The organism is Shinella zoogloeoides, assembly GCF_033705735.1.
Lineage (GTDB): Bacteria > Pseudomonadota > Alphaproteobacteria > Rhizobiales > Rhizobiaceae > Shinella > Shinella zoogloeoides_A.
This window is the reverse complement of the sequence record NZ_CP131130.1, coordinates 1,156,210-1,169,298: the sequence shown is the minus strand read 5'-3', so window position 1 is coordinate 1,169,298 and position 13,089 is coordinate 1,156,210. Positions and strand designations below refer to the sequence as shown.

General features: G+C 66.7%; 15 protein-coding genes. All 15 read left to right on the top strand.

Going from position 1 to position 13,089, the window contains the following annotated elements:
• The first annotated feature begins 144 nt into the window (after positions 1 to 144).
• Positions 145 to 783 (top strand): ParA family partition ATPase, encoded by a 639-nt coding sequence (gene parA / locus ShzoTeo12_RS06095; RefSeq protein ID WP_242222641.1) that lies wholly within the window; start codon positions 145 to 147, stop codon positions 781 to 783.
• Positions 780 to 1,034 (top strand): hypothetical protein, encoded by a 255-nt coding sequence (locus ShzoTeo12_RS06090; protein WP_242222639.1) that lies wholly within the window; start codon positions 780 to 782, stop codon positions 1,032 to 1,034. The genes parA and ShzoTeo12_RS06090 overlap by 4 nt, the downstream gene beginning before the upstream one ends.
• Positions 1,031 to 1,549, top strand: coding sequence for a DUF2840 domain-containing protein (locus ShzoTeo12_RS06085; RefSeq protein WP_242222638.1), 519 nt, complete (start codon positions 1,031 to 1,033; stop codon positions 1,547 to 1,549). The genes ShzoTeo12_RS06090 and ShzoTeo12_RS06085 overlap by 4 nt, the downstream gene beginning before the upstream one ends.
• The gene (locus ShzoTeo12_RS06080; RefSeq protein WP_242222636.1) at positions 1,546 to 2,091 is read left to right on the top strand and encodes a S26 family signal peptidase; all 546 of its coding nucleotides are present in this window, start codon (positions 1,546 to 1,548) and stop codon (positions 2,089 to 2,091) included. The genes ShzoTeo12_RS06085 and ShzoTeo12_RS06080 overlap by 4 nt, the downstream gene beginning before the upstream one ends.
• A gap of 45 nt (positions 2,092 to 2,136) precedes the next feature.
• Positions 2,137 to 2,484: a DUF736 domain-containing protein gene (locus ShzoTeo12_RS06075; RefSeq protein ID WP_066115925.1), complete on the top strand. Its 348-nt coding sequence runs from the start codon at positions 2,137 to 2,139 to the stop codon at positions 2,482 to 2,484.
• A 3-nt stretch (positions 2,485 to 2,487) separates the two neighbouring features.
• Complete coding sequence (locus ShzoTeo12_RS06070; protein ID WP_242222634.1) at positions 2,488 to 3,249, top strand: lytic transglycosylase domain-containing protein; 762 nt, start codon at positions 2,488 to 2,490, stop codon at positions 3,247 to 3,249.
• Between the two features lie 244 nt (positions 3,250 to 3,493).
• A complete protein-coding gene (locus ShzoTeo12_RS06065) occupies positions 3,494 to 5,233 on the top strand; it encodes a relaxase/mobilization nuclease domain-containing protein (RefSeq protein WP_311936220.1) in 1,740 nt (579 codons plus the stop codon).
• 25 nt (positions 5,234 to 5,258) lie between these two features.
• Complete coding sequence (locus ShzoTeo12_RS06060) at positions 5,259 to 7,244, top strand: conjugal transfer protein TraG (RefSeq protein WP_242222629.1); 1,986 nt, start codon at positions 5,259 to 5,261, stop codon at positions 7,242 to 7,244.
• Positions 7,245 to 7,252: 8 nt separating this feature from the next.
• The gene (locus ShzoTeo12_RS06055; protein WP_242222627.1) at positions 7,253 to 7,687 is read left to right on the top strand and encodes a CopG family transcriptional regulator; all 435 of its coding nucleotides are present in this window, start codon (positions 7,253 to 7,255) and stop codon (positions 7,685 to 7,687) included.
• 169 nt (positions 7,688 to 7,856) lie between these two features.
• Entirely contained in the window at positions 7,857 to 8,840 is a 984-nt protein-coding gene (gene trbB, locus ShzoTeo12_RS06050; RefSeq protein WP_242222625.1) for a P-type conjugative transfer ATPase TrbB, read from the top strand.
• The gene (locus ShzoTeo12_RS06045) at positions 8,837 to 9,169 is read left to right on the top strand and encodes a TrbC/VirB2 family protein (RefSeq protein WP_242222623.1); all 333 of its coding nucleotides are present in this window, start codon (positions 8,837 to 8,839) and stop codon (positions 9,167 to 9,169) included. The genes trbB and ShzoTeo12_RS06045 overlap by 4 nt, the downstream gene beginning before the upstream one ends.
• A complete protein-coding gene (locus tag ShzoTeo12_RS06040; RefSeq protein WP_242222621.1) occupies positions 9,169 to 9,450 on the top strand; it encodes a VirB3 family type IV secretion system protein in 282 nt (93 codons plus the stop codon). Before ShzoTeo12_RS06045 ends, ShzoTeo12_RS06040 begins: the two co-directional genes overlap by 1 nt.
• 12 nt (positions 9,451 to 9,462) lie before the next feature.
• Entirely contained in the window at positions 9,463 to 11,919 is a 2,457-nt protein-coding gene (gene trbE / locus ShzoTeo12_RS06035; protein WP_242222618.1) for a conjugal transfer protein TrbE, read from the top strand.
• Complete coding sequence (gene trbJ, locus ShzoTeo12_RS06030; protein ID WP_242222616.1) at positions 11,916 to 12,686, top strand: P-type conjugative transfer protein TrbJ; 771 nt, start codon at positions 11,916 to 11,918, stop codon at positions 12,684 to 12,686. Before trbE ends, trbJ begins: the two co-directional genes overlap by 4 nt.
• Before the next feature lie 10 nt (positions 12,687 to 12,696).
• The gene (gene trbK-alt, locus ShzoTeo12_RS06025; RefSeq protein ID WP_242222614.1) at positions 12,697 to 13,086 is read left to right on the top strand and encodes a putative entry exclusion protein TrbK-alt; all 390 of its coding nucleotides are present in this window, start codon (positions 12,697 to 12,699) and stop codon (positions 13,084 to 13,086) included.
• The last annotated feature ends 3 nt before the right edge of the window (positions 13,087 to 13,089 follow it).

The window sequence follows — 13,089 nt, the reverse complement described above, 5'->3', positions numbered from 1 at the left end:
GGGACCGGAATCGTCGATTCATCGCGCTGAATCAGCCGCTTGCGAGCCCCGTAACTTATCTAACCTAGATTCCTACGGAATCTTTCTAACGCAAATGCGTTTTTCGACCGCTGTGGACGAGTCCCCGATCGCCGGGAGACCGTCATGATCGTCGCGTTCCTCAACCAGAAGGGCGGCGTCGGAAAGACGACGCTCGCCCTCCATCTCGCCGGTGAATGGGCTCGGCATGGGCAGCGCGTCACGCTGATCGACGCCGACCCACAGGGCTCGGCGCTCGACTGGTCACAGCAGCGCGGCCGTGAGGGATTGGAGCGGCTGTTCGGTGTTGTCGGCCTGGCCCGCGACACGCTCCACCGCGAAGCGCCGGAACTGGCGCGCGATGTCGATCATGTCGTCATCGACGGACCGCCGCGTGTCGCCGGTCTGATGCGTTCGGCGCTGCTGGCTGCCGATCTTGTACTGATCCCGGTGCAGCCGTCACCGCTCGACGGCTGGGCGTCTGCCGAGATGCTGACGCTGCTCAGCGAAGCGCGGATCTATCGACCGGACCTCAAGGCGCGGTTCGTACTGAACCGCTGTGCCGCCCGCACGATCCTCGCCCGCGAAACCGCTGAGACGCTCGCTGAACACGATCCCCCGCCGCTCCTCACCACCATCGGTCAGCGCATCGCCTTCGCCGATGTCGTGCAGACCGGACGGCTCGCGGCCGAGCAGGACGATACATCGCCCGCCGCGCGGGAGATTGCCGCGCTCGCCGCCGAAGTCACGAGGATCGCGACATGAGCGAGCGGTCCTCGAAACGCAGTTTTGCGACCCGGCCTGCCGATCCGGAAAGCTGGATCAAGGCGCCAGACCGTCCATCGCCGCGCGCGGACCCCGCCGCCGAATTTACCGCCAGGCTGACGATCGACGTCACCGCCGACATGCGCGGCCGGATCAAGATTGCCGCCTTCCAGCGCGGACAGACGGTCGCCGACATGCTGCGCGCGCTGTTCGAGCGCGAGTTCCCCACCAGCGAAGGAGAGCCGCGATGATCGGTGTCGCCGACCCGTCGCTGCGCACCGGCTTGCCGCCAGCGCCAGCGGCCGATGCACTGACCCATGTCGAGTTGACGTGGGTCGAGAAGAAGATCGAATTCTGGATCAGGTTCGGCCGCGAGATCGCCGAACAGATCCTCGACCGCCGCCGACGCGTCGTGTCGTTCGCACCGGACAGTGTTTTCGCCTTCGTTCGCTGGACCTCCAACGACTACGGCACCGCACTTTCTCGGCTCGACATCGTGCGCGCCGTCGCTGCGGGCGAGCGCTGCCAGACCCTGCCATTCGTGCGCCCCGGCGGCGACATCCTGTTGCGCGCCGATGGCTGGCCGAAGGTCGAGCGCGTGCTCCAGCTCATCGATGCGATCGAGGCGCGGGGCATCGAAGCGATCGACGTTTCGCCCGATCACTGGCGACACGTTCACAACCGTCTGACGGCCGGTGAAGCACCGCGCGCCTACGACGCGCAGCAGCATCGCGCCTTCCTCTTGCGCCGGAGGATCATGCCATGAGCCGCATTGGATACGTCATGACGACGTACTTCGCGGTGATGCTGATTGGCGTCCTGTCGATCATCTCCTTCGCGCCAAAGCTGATCTGGAATGCCTCCGCGAGCACGCCGATCGGCCTCTATGCGATCAGCGCCAGCGACGTATTGGAAGCGACCGACCTCGTCGCCGTAGCGGCACCGGAGCCGATCGCCACGTTCCTTGCCGATGGCGGATATTTGCCACGCGGCGTGCCGCTGCTGAAGCGGGTCGCGGGTCTGCCCGGTCAACGTGTGTGCCGATCGGGCCACACGATCACCGTCGACGGCCACGCCATCGGCGACGCGCTCGACCGTGATCGTCGGGGCCGCGAACTGCCGATCTGGCAGGGGTGTCGCGTCATCGCCGACGACGAGCTGTTCCTGATGAACTGGCAGGTCCGCGACAGCCTCGACGGCCGCTACTTCGGCCCGCTCCCCACCAGCTCGGTCATCGGCCGGGCCACCCCCCTCTACACCGACGAGGACGGCGATGACCGCTTCGTCTGGCGCGCGCCGACGCGGTGACGGCACGCCCATGACCCCGTCCACCGCACAGCCAAGGAGAAACCCATGTCCCTCATCGGTCAATTCACGAGCGAAAATGACGGCTTCATCGGCCACCTAATGACGCTGACATTGCACCAGGACATCATCATCGTTCCGGCCGAACCGTCCGATGCCGAGAACGCGCCAGACTTCCGCGTCCATGTTCTCGACAGCATGAACAACGAAACCGGCGCGGAGATCGGTGCGGGCTGGAAGCGCACTGGCGAGAAGGCCGGCGACTACGTCTCGCTGCAGATCGACGATCCGACCTTCGGTCATCCGATCCGCGCTAACCTCTTCCAGTCCGCCGACGACAAGTCCGCCTGGGGCTTGCACTGGAATCGTCCGCCCAAGCGCGCAGAGCGGGACTGAACGATGTCGGTCCCGCTCCCCAAAGCTGTCGCCGGGCGGTCAAACACCGCCCGGCGCACAGTCCTCCTTCTCCTTTCCGGCCTTCTGCTTTCCGCACCGCTTTGCGCCAATGCGAATGCGCAGACGGTGTCCGCCGAGCGCCCCTCTCGCGTCGCTCCCTACGCCACATTCATCACCGAGGCCGCGCAACGCTTCGGCATTCCCGAGCACTGGATACGCGCCGTCATGCGCGTCGAAAGCGCTGGGGACGTGCGGGCGATCTCGTCGGCCGGCGCGATGGGCCTGATGCAAGTCATGCCCGCCACATGGGCTGATCTGCGCGCCCGTCACCGGCTCGGCGCGAATCCTTACGATCCACGCGACAACATTCTGGCAGGCGCCGCCTACCTGCGCGAGATGCACGACCGCTACGGTTCGCCGGGCTTTCTCGCGGCCTATAATGCTGGTCCCGGCCGCTATGAAGAGTATCTTGCTGGCCGTCCGTTGCCCGCTGAAACCCGCGCCTATGTCGCCGCGCTCGCGCCCATTATCGGCGGCGCAGACGCGCTTGCTCCCGTCACGGTCGCGACCGCCGATCCCAACGCCTGGACGCGCTCGCCGCTGTTCATCGTGCAATCCGAGCGCGCCGCCACCGCTGTTTCGACGACCGGCGATAGCGCGTCGAATGAGACCCCGGCTGCAACTCCGGTGCGCGATGTCACAGCCATCGCTCCGCAATCCGCAGGCCTGTTTGTCGCCCGAAACGGCGATGGGGGGCCGCGATGACGGTGCTCGCAGTATTTCGTGGAATAGCGTGCTCTGGCGGAAGGATGGCGGTCCGAGGAGGGAGAGCAGGCAACACAACCGCACGATGGCGAGATAAAAGCGCGCGAGGTGCGGCTTGGTGCGGTCGTGTGTTTTCAGGGACTTATGGCGCATTGGCGCGAGGTGCGCCTGATCGGCGCAGCCTGCGCATCCGCCATTTCGCCAAGGATTACCGCGCGATTGCGCGATGTGCGGGGCCTCGGCCATGAGCAGCGAGGACGATTTCCGCATCCGGCCAGGCCGCATCCGCTCGACCCGCGCGCAGCAGGCGCGACCCTTCATCGCCCAAGCGCTGGCGGCTGCGCAGCGCGCCGGCGGCAGCGTCTCGCGGTCCGGCACGATCAGTTCGGGCAACCGCTCGCGTTTCGGGCGCGGCCAGCGCGCGACGGTGCAGGCCAACCGGCTGCTCACCAGCCGATCGCGCAACACCGTAATCAAGACGCGCGTCGTCCGTCATAGCGCGCGGGCCACGCCGCTTTCCGCCCACCTTAGCTACCTGCGGCGCGAGGGTGTCACCCGGGATGGGGAGAAGGCGCGGCTGTTCGGTCCCGAGACCGAGGACGCCGATCCCAAGGCCTTCGCCGAGCGGACCCAGGATGATCGGCATCATTTCCGGTTCATCGTCTCGCCCGAGGACGCGACGGAGATGTCCGACCTCAAGACCTATGCCCGCGACCTGATGGGGCAGATGGAAAAGGATCTCGGCACCAAGCTCGACTGGGTCGGTGTCGATCACTGGAACACGGATAATCCGCACGTCCACATCATCCTGCGCGGGCGCACCGATGACGGCCAGGACCTCGTCATCTCGCGCGACTACATCAAGGAAGGCATGCGCGCCCGCGCGCAGGATCTCGCCACCCAAGAGTTGGGGCCGCGCACCGATCACGAGATACGCCGCAATCTCGAACGCCAGATCGAGTCGGAACGCTGGACCAATCTCGACCGCCAGCTTTCGCGCGACGCCTATCGCACCGGCGTCGTCGATCTCGCCCCGCATCCCGATCGCCAGCCCGACGAGTTCCACGCGATGAAGGTCGGCCGGCTGCGGAAGCTGGAGACGCTCGGCCTTGCGGATCAGGTCGGCCCCGGCCAATGGGTCGTATCGGAGAATGCCGAGGCGACGCTGCGCGAACTGGGCGAGCGCGGCGACATCATCAAACGCATTCACCGCGGCCTGACGGAACGCGGTATCGAGCGCGGCGCCGCCAGCTATGTGCTCGCCGGCGAGAGCCTCAACGATCCTGTCGTTGGCCGGCTGGTCGATCGTGGTCTCGACGATGAGCTGAAGGGCACCGCCTACGCCGTGGTCGATGGCACGGACGGACGGACCCATCATATCAAGCTGCCCGACCTCGACGCGGTCGGCGATAGCGCGCCGGGCTCGATCGTCGAGCTGCGCAAATTCGACGACGCGCAGGGACGCAGACGGGTCGCGCTCGCCATCCGCTCCGATCTCGACATCGAGAGGCAAGTCCATGCAACCGGCGCGACCTGGCTCGACCGGCAGGCGATCGCCCGTGAGCCCGTTCCGCTCGGCGGCGGCGGCTTCGGCGCCGAGGTGCGCCAGGCTATGGACCGCCGTGCCGACCATCTCGTTGGTCAAGGTCTCGCCGAGCGACAAACACGGGGCGTCAGCTTCTCACCCGGGCTGATCGACATGCTGCGGCAGCGCGAGGTCGACGCCCTTGGCGAGAAGCTCGCGGCCGAGACCGGCCGACAATTCTCGAAGGCCGCAACGGGCGAGTATGTGGCGGGCACCTACCGGCAGCGCTTCGCGCTCGCGTCTGGCCGCTTCGCCATGATCGATGACGGCCTCGGATTCCAGCTCGTGCCCTGGTCGCCGTCCCTCGAACGCCAGGTCGGTCAGCACGTCTCCGGCGTGTCGCACGGCGCCGGTGGCGTCGACTGGAGCTTCGGCCGCAACCGCGGCCTCGGCATGTAGCCCAATCAAGAAAGGAGTGCCCGCCATGTCGGCGACCAAAATCCTCTGGGGCCAGATCCTCACCGTCGTCCTGATCGTGCTGATGACAACCTGGGCGGCGACGCAATGGACGGCCTATCGGCTCGGCTTCCAGCCACAGCTTGGACTTCCGTGGTTCGAACTGGCCGGTTGGCCGATCTACTATCCGCCAGCCTTTTTCTGGTGGTGGTATTTCTACGATGCCTATGCTCCGCCGATCTTCATCGAAGGCGCCTATATCGCCGCGTCGGGCGGTTTCATTTCCATCGCCGTCGCGATCGGCATGTCCGTGTGGCGGGCGCGCGAAGCCAAGAACGCCGAGACCTTCGGCTCCGCCCGATGGGCCGATGCTCGCGAAGTGAGTGCCGCGGGCCTCCTGGGCGCGGATGGCGTGATCCTGGGCAAGTTCGAGCGCGACTACCTCCGTCACGATGGTCCCGAGCATGTGCTGTGCTTCGCTCCCACGCGATCCGGCAAGGGCGTCGGCCTGGTCGTGCCGTCACTGCTGACCTGGCCGGGCTCGGCCATCGTCCACGACATCAAGGGGGAGAACTGGACGCTGACGGCGGGCTTTCGATCCCGGCACGGCCGCGTGCTGCTGTTCGATCCGACGAACACGAAGTCGGCCGCCTACAATCCTCTGCTCGAGGTCCGCCGCGGCGAGTGGGAGGTCCGCGACGTCCAGAACATCGCCGATATCCTGGTCGACCCAGAAGGCTCGCTGGAGAAGCGGAACCACTGGGAAAAAACCAGCCACGCGCTGCTGGTCGGCGCCATCCTGCACGTCCTCTACGCCGAGGCCGACAAGACCCTGGCTGGCGTCGCCGCCTTCCTCTCCGACCCGAAGCGGCCGATCGACTCGACGCTCGCCGCCATGATGAGGACCGCCCATCTCGGCGAGGCTGGCCCGCATCCGGTGATCGCTAGCGCCGCTCGCGAGCTGCTGAACAAATCCGACAACGAGCGGTCCGGCGTGCTGTCCACCGCGATGTCGTTCCTCGGCCTCTATCGCGATCCTGTCGTCGCCGAGGTCACACGCCGCTGTGACTGGCGCATCGTCGATATCGTCGGCGGCAAGCATCCGACCACCCTCTACCTCGTTGTGCCGCCATCCGACATCAACCGGACCAAGCCGCTGATCCGTCTGATCCTCAATCAGATCGGCCGGCGGCTCACGGAGGATCTGAACGCGAAGGGCAACCGCCACCGGCTTCTCCTGATGCTCGACGAATTCCCGGCCCTCGGCCGCCTCGACTTCTTTGAGAGCGCGCTTGCCTTCATGGCCGGCTACGGTCTCAAAGCCTTCCTCATCGCCCAGTCGCTGAACCAGATCGAGAAGGCCTACGGACCGAACAACTCGATCCTCGACAACTGCCATGTCCGCGTCAGCTTCGCGACCAATGACGAGCGGACCGCCAAGCGTGTCTCCGACGCGCTCGGCACCGCGACCGAGATGCGCGCGATGAAGAACTATGCCGGTCATCGCCTGTCGCCCTGGCTCGGTCACATGATGGTCTCGCGCTCGGAGACAGCCCGGCAACTGATGACGCCCGGCGAGATCATGCAGCTTCCGCCATCCGACGAAATCGTCATGGTGGCGGGCACCCCGCCGATCCGCGCGAAGAAGGCGCGATATTATGAGGATCGCCGGTTTCAGGAGCGCATCCTGCCGCCGCCGAATCTCGTCAAGCCGACCACTGCACGACCGGACGACTGGAGCACGCTGCCTCTTCCGGCGACACCGGTGATGGCAGCGGCCGCTAGCGGCGACGGATCGGAGGACGAGGATACGACCGACTCCGAGCGCCGGCACCAGCCGGAGTTGAGTCGCTCAAAACCCGTCGAGCCAAAGCAACCCATCGAAAACGAGTTTGAGATCGATCCCCGCGACGACGCCGACGAGGACGCCGCGCGCCTCTCGCGCATGAACCAGACGATGCGCCAGGTGGCGCGGCAGGCGTCGCTTGATCCCGGCGACGGCATCGATCTTTAGGAGGCACAATGGCGAAGCCCCCCAAAAAGCAGCGCCTGTCTGTATATCTCGAACCGGAGGTCATGAAGGCGCTCGCCGCGCACGCGGGCCGTCGTGATCAATCCCTCTCGCTGATCGCGGAAGCCGGCATCGCCTCCTTTCTGTCGCCTGATGCTGCCGAACGGCAGGAGGCTGCGACGACGAAGCGGCTCGACCAGATCGACCGGCGAATGGCGCGGATGGAGCGCGATCTCGGAATCAGCGTCGAAACGCTGGCCGTGTTCATCCGCTTCTGGCTGACGACAAACCCGCCGCTGCCGGAGCCCGCACAGGCTGCGGCGCGCTCGAAAGCAGGCGAGCGCTACGAGGCGTTCGTCACCGCTCTCGGCCGGCGACTCGCTCACGGGCCGAAGCTTCGCCAGGAGATTTCGGAAGACATCGCGCCCGCGCGCGACGCGGATTAATTACGACCGCGCCTACCACAAGTATTCCTGCGTTCCGCCGTTTCCCTGTATTTGTACGCCACAGTACGACGACCACAGCACGGTTGTTGTCAGGCCCTAATTTCTGCCTCTTCTACTCATCCCCGATCCAGGGCCGCGTGTCGCGGTCCCGCAAGAGAACGGGGACGACGTGGCGGCAACTCACCAGAAATCGGAAGCGCTCCTTCGCGGTGCCCGCATGCTGCGCACGGCCCTCGGGCCGGCGATCGCCCGCTTTCTGGAAGATCCTGCGATCGTCGAGGTGATGCTCAATCCCGATGGGCGGCTCTGGGTCGACCGGCTTTCCGAAGGGCTTTCCGATACGGGTGAGCTGCTGTCGCCTTCGGACGGCGAGCGGATCATCCGTCTCGTCGCGCACCATGTCGGCGCCGAGGTTCATCCCGGCGCCCCGCGCGTCTCGGCCGAGCTGCCCGAAACGGGAGAGCGGTTCGAGGGGCTGCTGCCGCCCGTTGTGTCCGCGCCCGCCTTCGCGATCCGCAAACCCGCCGTCGCCGTGTTCACGCTCGACGACTATGTTGCCGCCGGCATCATGGCCGCAGGTCAGGCTGAGACGCTACGCCAGGCTGTCGCAGACCGCCGCAACATCCTCGTCGCCGGCGGCACATCCACCGGTAAGACGACCCTTACCAACGCGCTGCTCGCCGAGGTCGCCAAGACCTCGGATCGCGTCGTCCTGATCGAGGATACGCGCGAACTGCAATGCGCCGCGCCGAACCTCGTCGCCATGCGGACAAAGGACGGCGTCGCTTCGCTCTCCGATCTCGTCCGCTCCTCGCTCCGCCTGCGCCCCGACCGCATTCCGATCGGCGAGGTCCGAGGTGCCGAGGCGCTCGATCTGCTGAAGGCCTGGGGCACCGGCCATCCCGGCGGCGTCGGCACCATCCACGCCGGCACCGCCATCGGCGCGCTCCGCCGCATGGAGCAGCTCATTCAGGAAGCCGTCGTCACCGTCCCGCGCGCCCTGATCGCGGAGACGATTGATCTCATCGCCGTGCTCTCCGGCCGCGGCGCATCGCGCCGCCTCGCCGAACTCGCCCGCATTGAGGGCCTCGGCTCCGACGGCGACTACCGCGTCACCCCCGCAACCCAGCCCCTCACAGGAGACCCGTCATGATCAAGCACGCCCTGCGCATCCGCCGCCATATCGCGACAGCGGTATCCGTCACATTCGTCTCATTGGCGATGGCGCCCGCCGCGCACGCGTCCGGTTCCTCCATGCCGTGGGAAGCGCCGCTGCAGTCCATCCTCGAATCGATCGAGGGGCCCGTCGCCAAGATCATCGCCGTGATGATCATCATCATCACCGGCCTGACGCTCGCCTTCGGCGACACGTCCGGCGGTGCCCGCAAGCTGATCCAGATCGTCTTCGGCCTGTCGATCGCCTTCGCCGCGTCCAGCTTCTTCCTGTCGTTCTTCTCGTTCGGCGGCGGGGCGCTCGTCTGATGGCCAACGGCGCTGACCATGGCGGCGAACTGCCGGGTTTCTCGGTTCCAGTTCACCGGGCGCTGACCGAGCACATCCTGCTCGGCGGCGCGCCGCGCTCGCTCGCCATTCTCAACGGCACGCTTGCGGCAGCCCTCGGCCTTGGTCTTCGCCTCTGGCTGGTCGGCCTGGGCCTCTGGGCTCTTGGCCACTTCGCGGCCGTCTGGGCCGCCAAGCGCGATCCGCAGTTCGTCGACGTCGTGCGCAAGCATCTGCGCATCCCCGGCCACCTGTCGGTCTGAGGAGGAACGACGATGATGAACCTCGCCGAATATCGCAACCGCAACACCCGGCTCGCCGACTTCCTTCCCTGGGTCGCACTGGTTGGCGAAGGGATCGTGCTGAACAAGGACGGCAGCCTGCAGCGCACCGCGCGCTTCCGCGGCCCGGACCTCGACAGCGCCGTGCCGGCCGAGCTGGTCGCCGTCGCCGCCCGGCTCAACAACGCCTTTCGTCGCCTCGGCTCCGGCTGGGCGATCTTCGTCGAGGCGCAGCGCCATGGCGCCGCCACCTATCCGGCAAGCATGTTCGCCGACAGCGCATCCGCCCTCGTCGACGCCGAACGCAAGGCCGACTTCGAGGAAGCCGGCGCGCATTTCGAGTCCAGCTATTTCCTCACCTTCCTCTATCTGCCGCCGGCCGAAGACGCGGCGCGGGCCGAGACCTGGCTCTATGAGGGTCGCGATCACGCCGGCGTCGATGCGCACGAGATCCTGCGCGGCTTCGCAGACCGCACCGATCGCATCCTTCAGCTCATCGACGCCTTCATGCCGGAATGCGCCTGGCTCGATGACGGCGAGACGCTGACCTATCTGCATTCGACCGTCTCGACGAAGCGGCACCGCGTCCGCGTGCCCGAGACGCCGATGTATCTCGATGCGCTGCTGGCCGATCAGCCCCTGACCGGCGGGCTCGAACCCCGGCTCGGCGACGCACATGTCCGCATCCTCACCATTGTCGGCTTCCCGACCGCGACCACGCCCGGCATCCTCGACGAGCTGAACCGGCTGGCCTTTCCCTATCGCTGGTCAACACGCGCCGTCCTGCTCGACAAGACCGACGCCACCAAGCTGCTGACGAAGATCAGGCGTCAGTGGTTCGCCAAGCGCAAGTCGATCGCCGCCATCCTCAAGGAGGTGATGACCAACGAGGCCTCTGCGCTGGTCGATACCGATGCGGCCAACAAGGCCGCCGACGCCGACATGGCATTGCAGGAGCTGGGTGCCGACTATGCGGGCCAGGCCTATGTGACGGCGACTATCACCGTCTGGGACGAGGACCCGCGCATCGCAGCTGAAAAGCTGCGGATGGTCGAGAAGGTCATCCAGGGCCGCGACTTCACCGCCATGCCCGAGACGATCAACGCGGTCGACGCCTGGCTCGGCTCGCTGCCCGGCCATGTCTACGCCAATGTCCGGCAGCCGCCGATCAACACCTTGAATCTCGCCCACATGATCCCGCTGTCGGCGGTGTGGGCGGGACCGGAACGGGACGAGCACTTCGATGCACCCCCACTGCTTTACGGCAGAACCGAAGGCTCGACCCCGTTCCGGCTTTCCATCCATGTCGGCGATGTCGGCCACACGCTGATCGTCGGGCCAACGGGCGCCGGCAAGTCGGTGCTGCTGGCGCTGATGGCGCTGCAGTTCCGGCGCTATCCGCAGTCGCAGGTTTTCGCCTTTGACTTTGGCGGATCGATCCGCGCTGCCGCGCTCGCCATGCGCGGAGACTGGCACGATCTTGGCGGTGGCCTCACCGAAGGCTCAGACGACAGCGTTTCGCTTCAACCGCTCGCGTGCATCGACGATGTCGCCGAGCGCGCCTGGGCCTCCGATTGGCTGGTCGCGATCCTGATGCGCGAGAGCGTGCCGGTCACGCCCGAGGTGAAGGAGCATCTCTGGTCAGCACTCTCCTCGCTAGCGTCCGCGCCGGTCACCGAGCGAACGCTGACAGGCCTGTCGGTTCTCCTTCAGTCCAACGACCTGAAACAGGCGCTGCGGCCCTATTGCGTCGGCGGTCCTTATGGTCGGCTGCTCGACGCCGAGGCCGAGCATCTGGGCGAAGCCAATGTTCAGGTCTTCGAGACCGAAGGGCTGATCGGCACTGGCGCCGCTGCCGCCGTGCTTGCCTATCTCTTCCATCGCATCGAGGACCGCCTCGACGGTCGGCCGACGCTGCTGATCGTCGATGAAGGCTGGCTCGCGCTCGACGACGAGGGCTTCGCCGGCCAGCTCCGTGAGTGGCTCAAGACGCTGCGCAAGAAGAACGCCAGCGTCATCTTCGCTACGCAGTCGCTCTCGGATATCGACGGCTCAGCGATCGCGCCGGCTATCATCGAGAGCTGCCAGACCCGCATCCTGCTCCCCAACGAACGCGCGATCGAGCCGCAGATTACAGCGATCTATCGCCGCTTCGGGCTGAACGATCGTCAGATCGAGATCCTCGCCCGGGCGATGCCCAAACGCGATTACTACTGCCAGTCCCGCCGCGGCAACCGGCTCTTCGAGCTGGGCCTGTCGGACGTGGCGCTGGCGCTCTGCGCCGCCTCGTCGAAGCAGCACCAGGCGCTGATCGCCGCGATCCACGCCCGCAGCGGCACGGATGGTTTCCTTGCCGAATGGCTTGCCGAGAACCGGCTCGCCTGGGCCGCAGACCTCGTCGCCGACCTTCCCAACGTCATCCCCCAAACCGATCCGGAGACACGCCCATGACCCGTTCTACTCAATCCCGCTCGCTTGCACTGCGTATCACCGCAGCGCTCCTTGCCGCGCCGATCGCGCTTTCGCCGATCCTCAGCACTCCCGCCGCTGCGCAATGGATCGTCTACGATCCGACCAACTATGCGCAGAACGTCCTGACGGCGGCGCGCACCCTCCAGCAGGTCAATCAGCAGATCACCCAGCTTCAGAACGAAGCGACGATGCTGATCAACCAGGCCCGCAACCTCGCCAGCCTGCCATATTCCTCGCTCCAACAGCTTCAGCAGTCGGTGCAGCGCACGCAGCAGCTCCTGCAAGAGGCGCAGGGCATCGCCCTCAACGTCCAGCAGATCGACCGCGCGTTCCAGACCACCTACGGCAACGCGTCGATGTCGGCCTCCGATCAGGCGCTCGTCGCGGGAGCGCGCGAGCGCTGGCAGAACACGGTTGGCGGCTTGCAGGACGCGATGCGTGTCCAGGCCGGCGTCGTCGGCAACATCGACACCAATCGCAGCGAGATGTCGGCGCTGGTCGGCCAGAGCCAGGGCGCGACCGGCGCGTTGCAGGCGACCCAAGCCGGCAATCAGCTTCTCGCCCTGCAAGCACAGCAGCTCGCTGATCTCACCGCCGTCGTCGCCGCCAATGGCCGCGCACAGAGCCTCTCCGAGGCCGAACGGGCGGCAGCGGCCGAACAGGGCCGCGAACAGCGCCGGCGCTTCCTGACGCCGGGCACCGGCTATCAGCCCGGCAACGCCCGCATGTTCCCGAACGGCAACTGAGGGCGCAGCCATGGACGGCAAGATGCTCGCCCGGCTTGGCGCTGTCGTGTTTGTGGCCGTCGCGATCACCGCGACCGCGATCGAGATGAACCGGACAGAGGAAGTGCGGGAGGCGTGGCCGTCCGGCCGGACCACCCAAGCGCAGGGCGATCCGTTGCGCGACGAACTGATCCGCTGCCAGGTGCTCGGCGAAGCGGGGCCGCGCGATCCGGCGTGCCTGCGGGCCTGGGCCGAAAACCGCAACCGCTTCCTCGCGCCCGGCGCGCGACCTGCCGAGCGCTTGCCGGACATCCCGCCAGCGCCGCGAGACACTCTCACACCCCAATCGGACCGCACCGATCAGCCGGCCATCGAGCCCGCCGCACCGATCGCGCCGCCGCAGCTCGACGAGGCGAGATAAGAT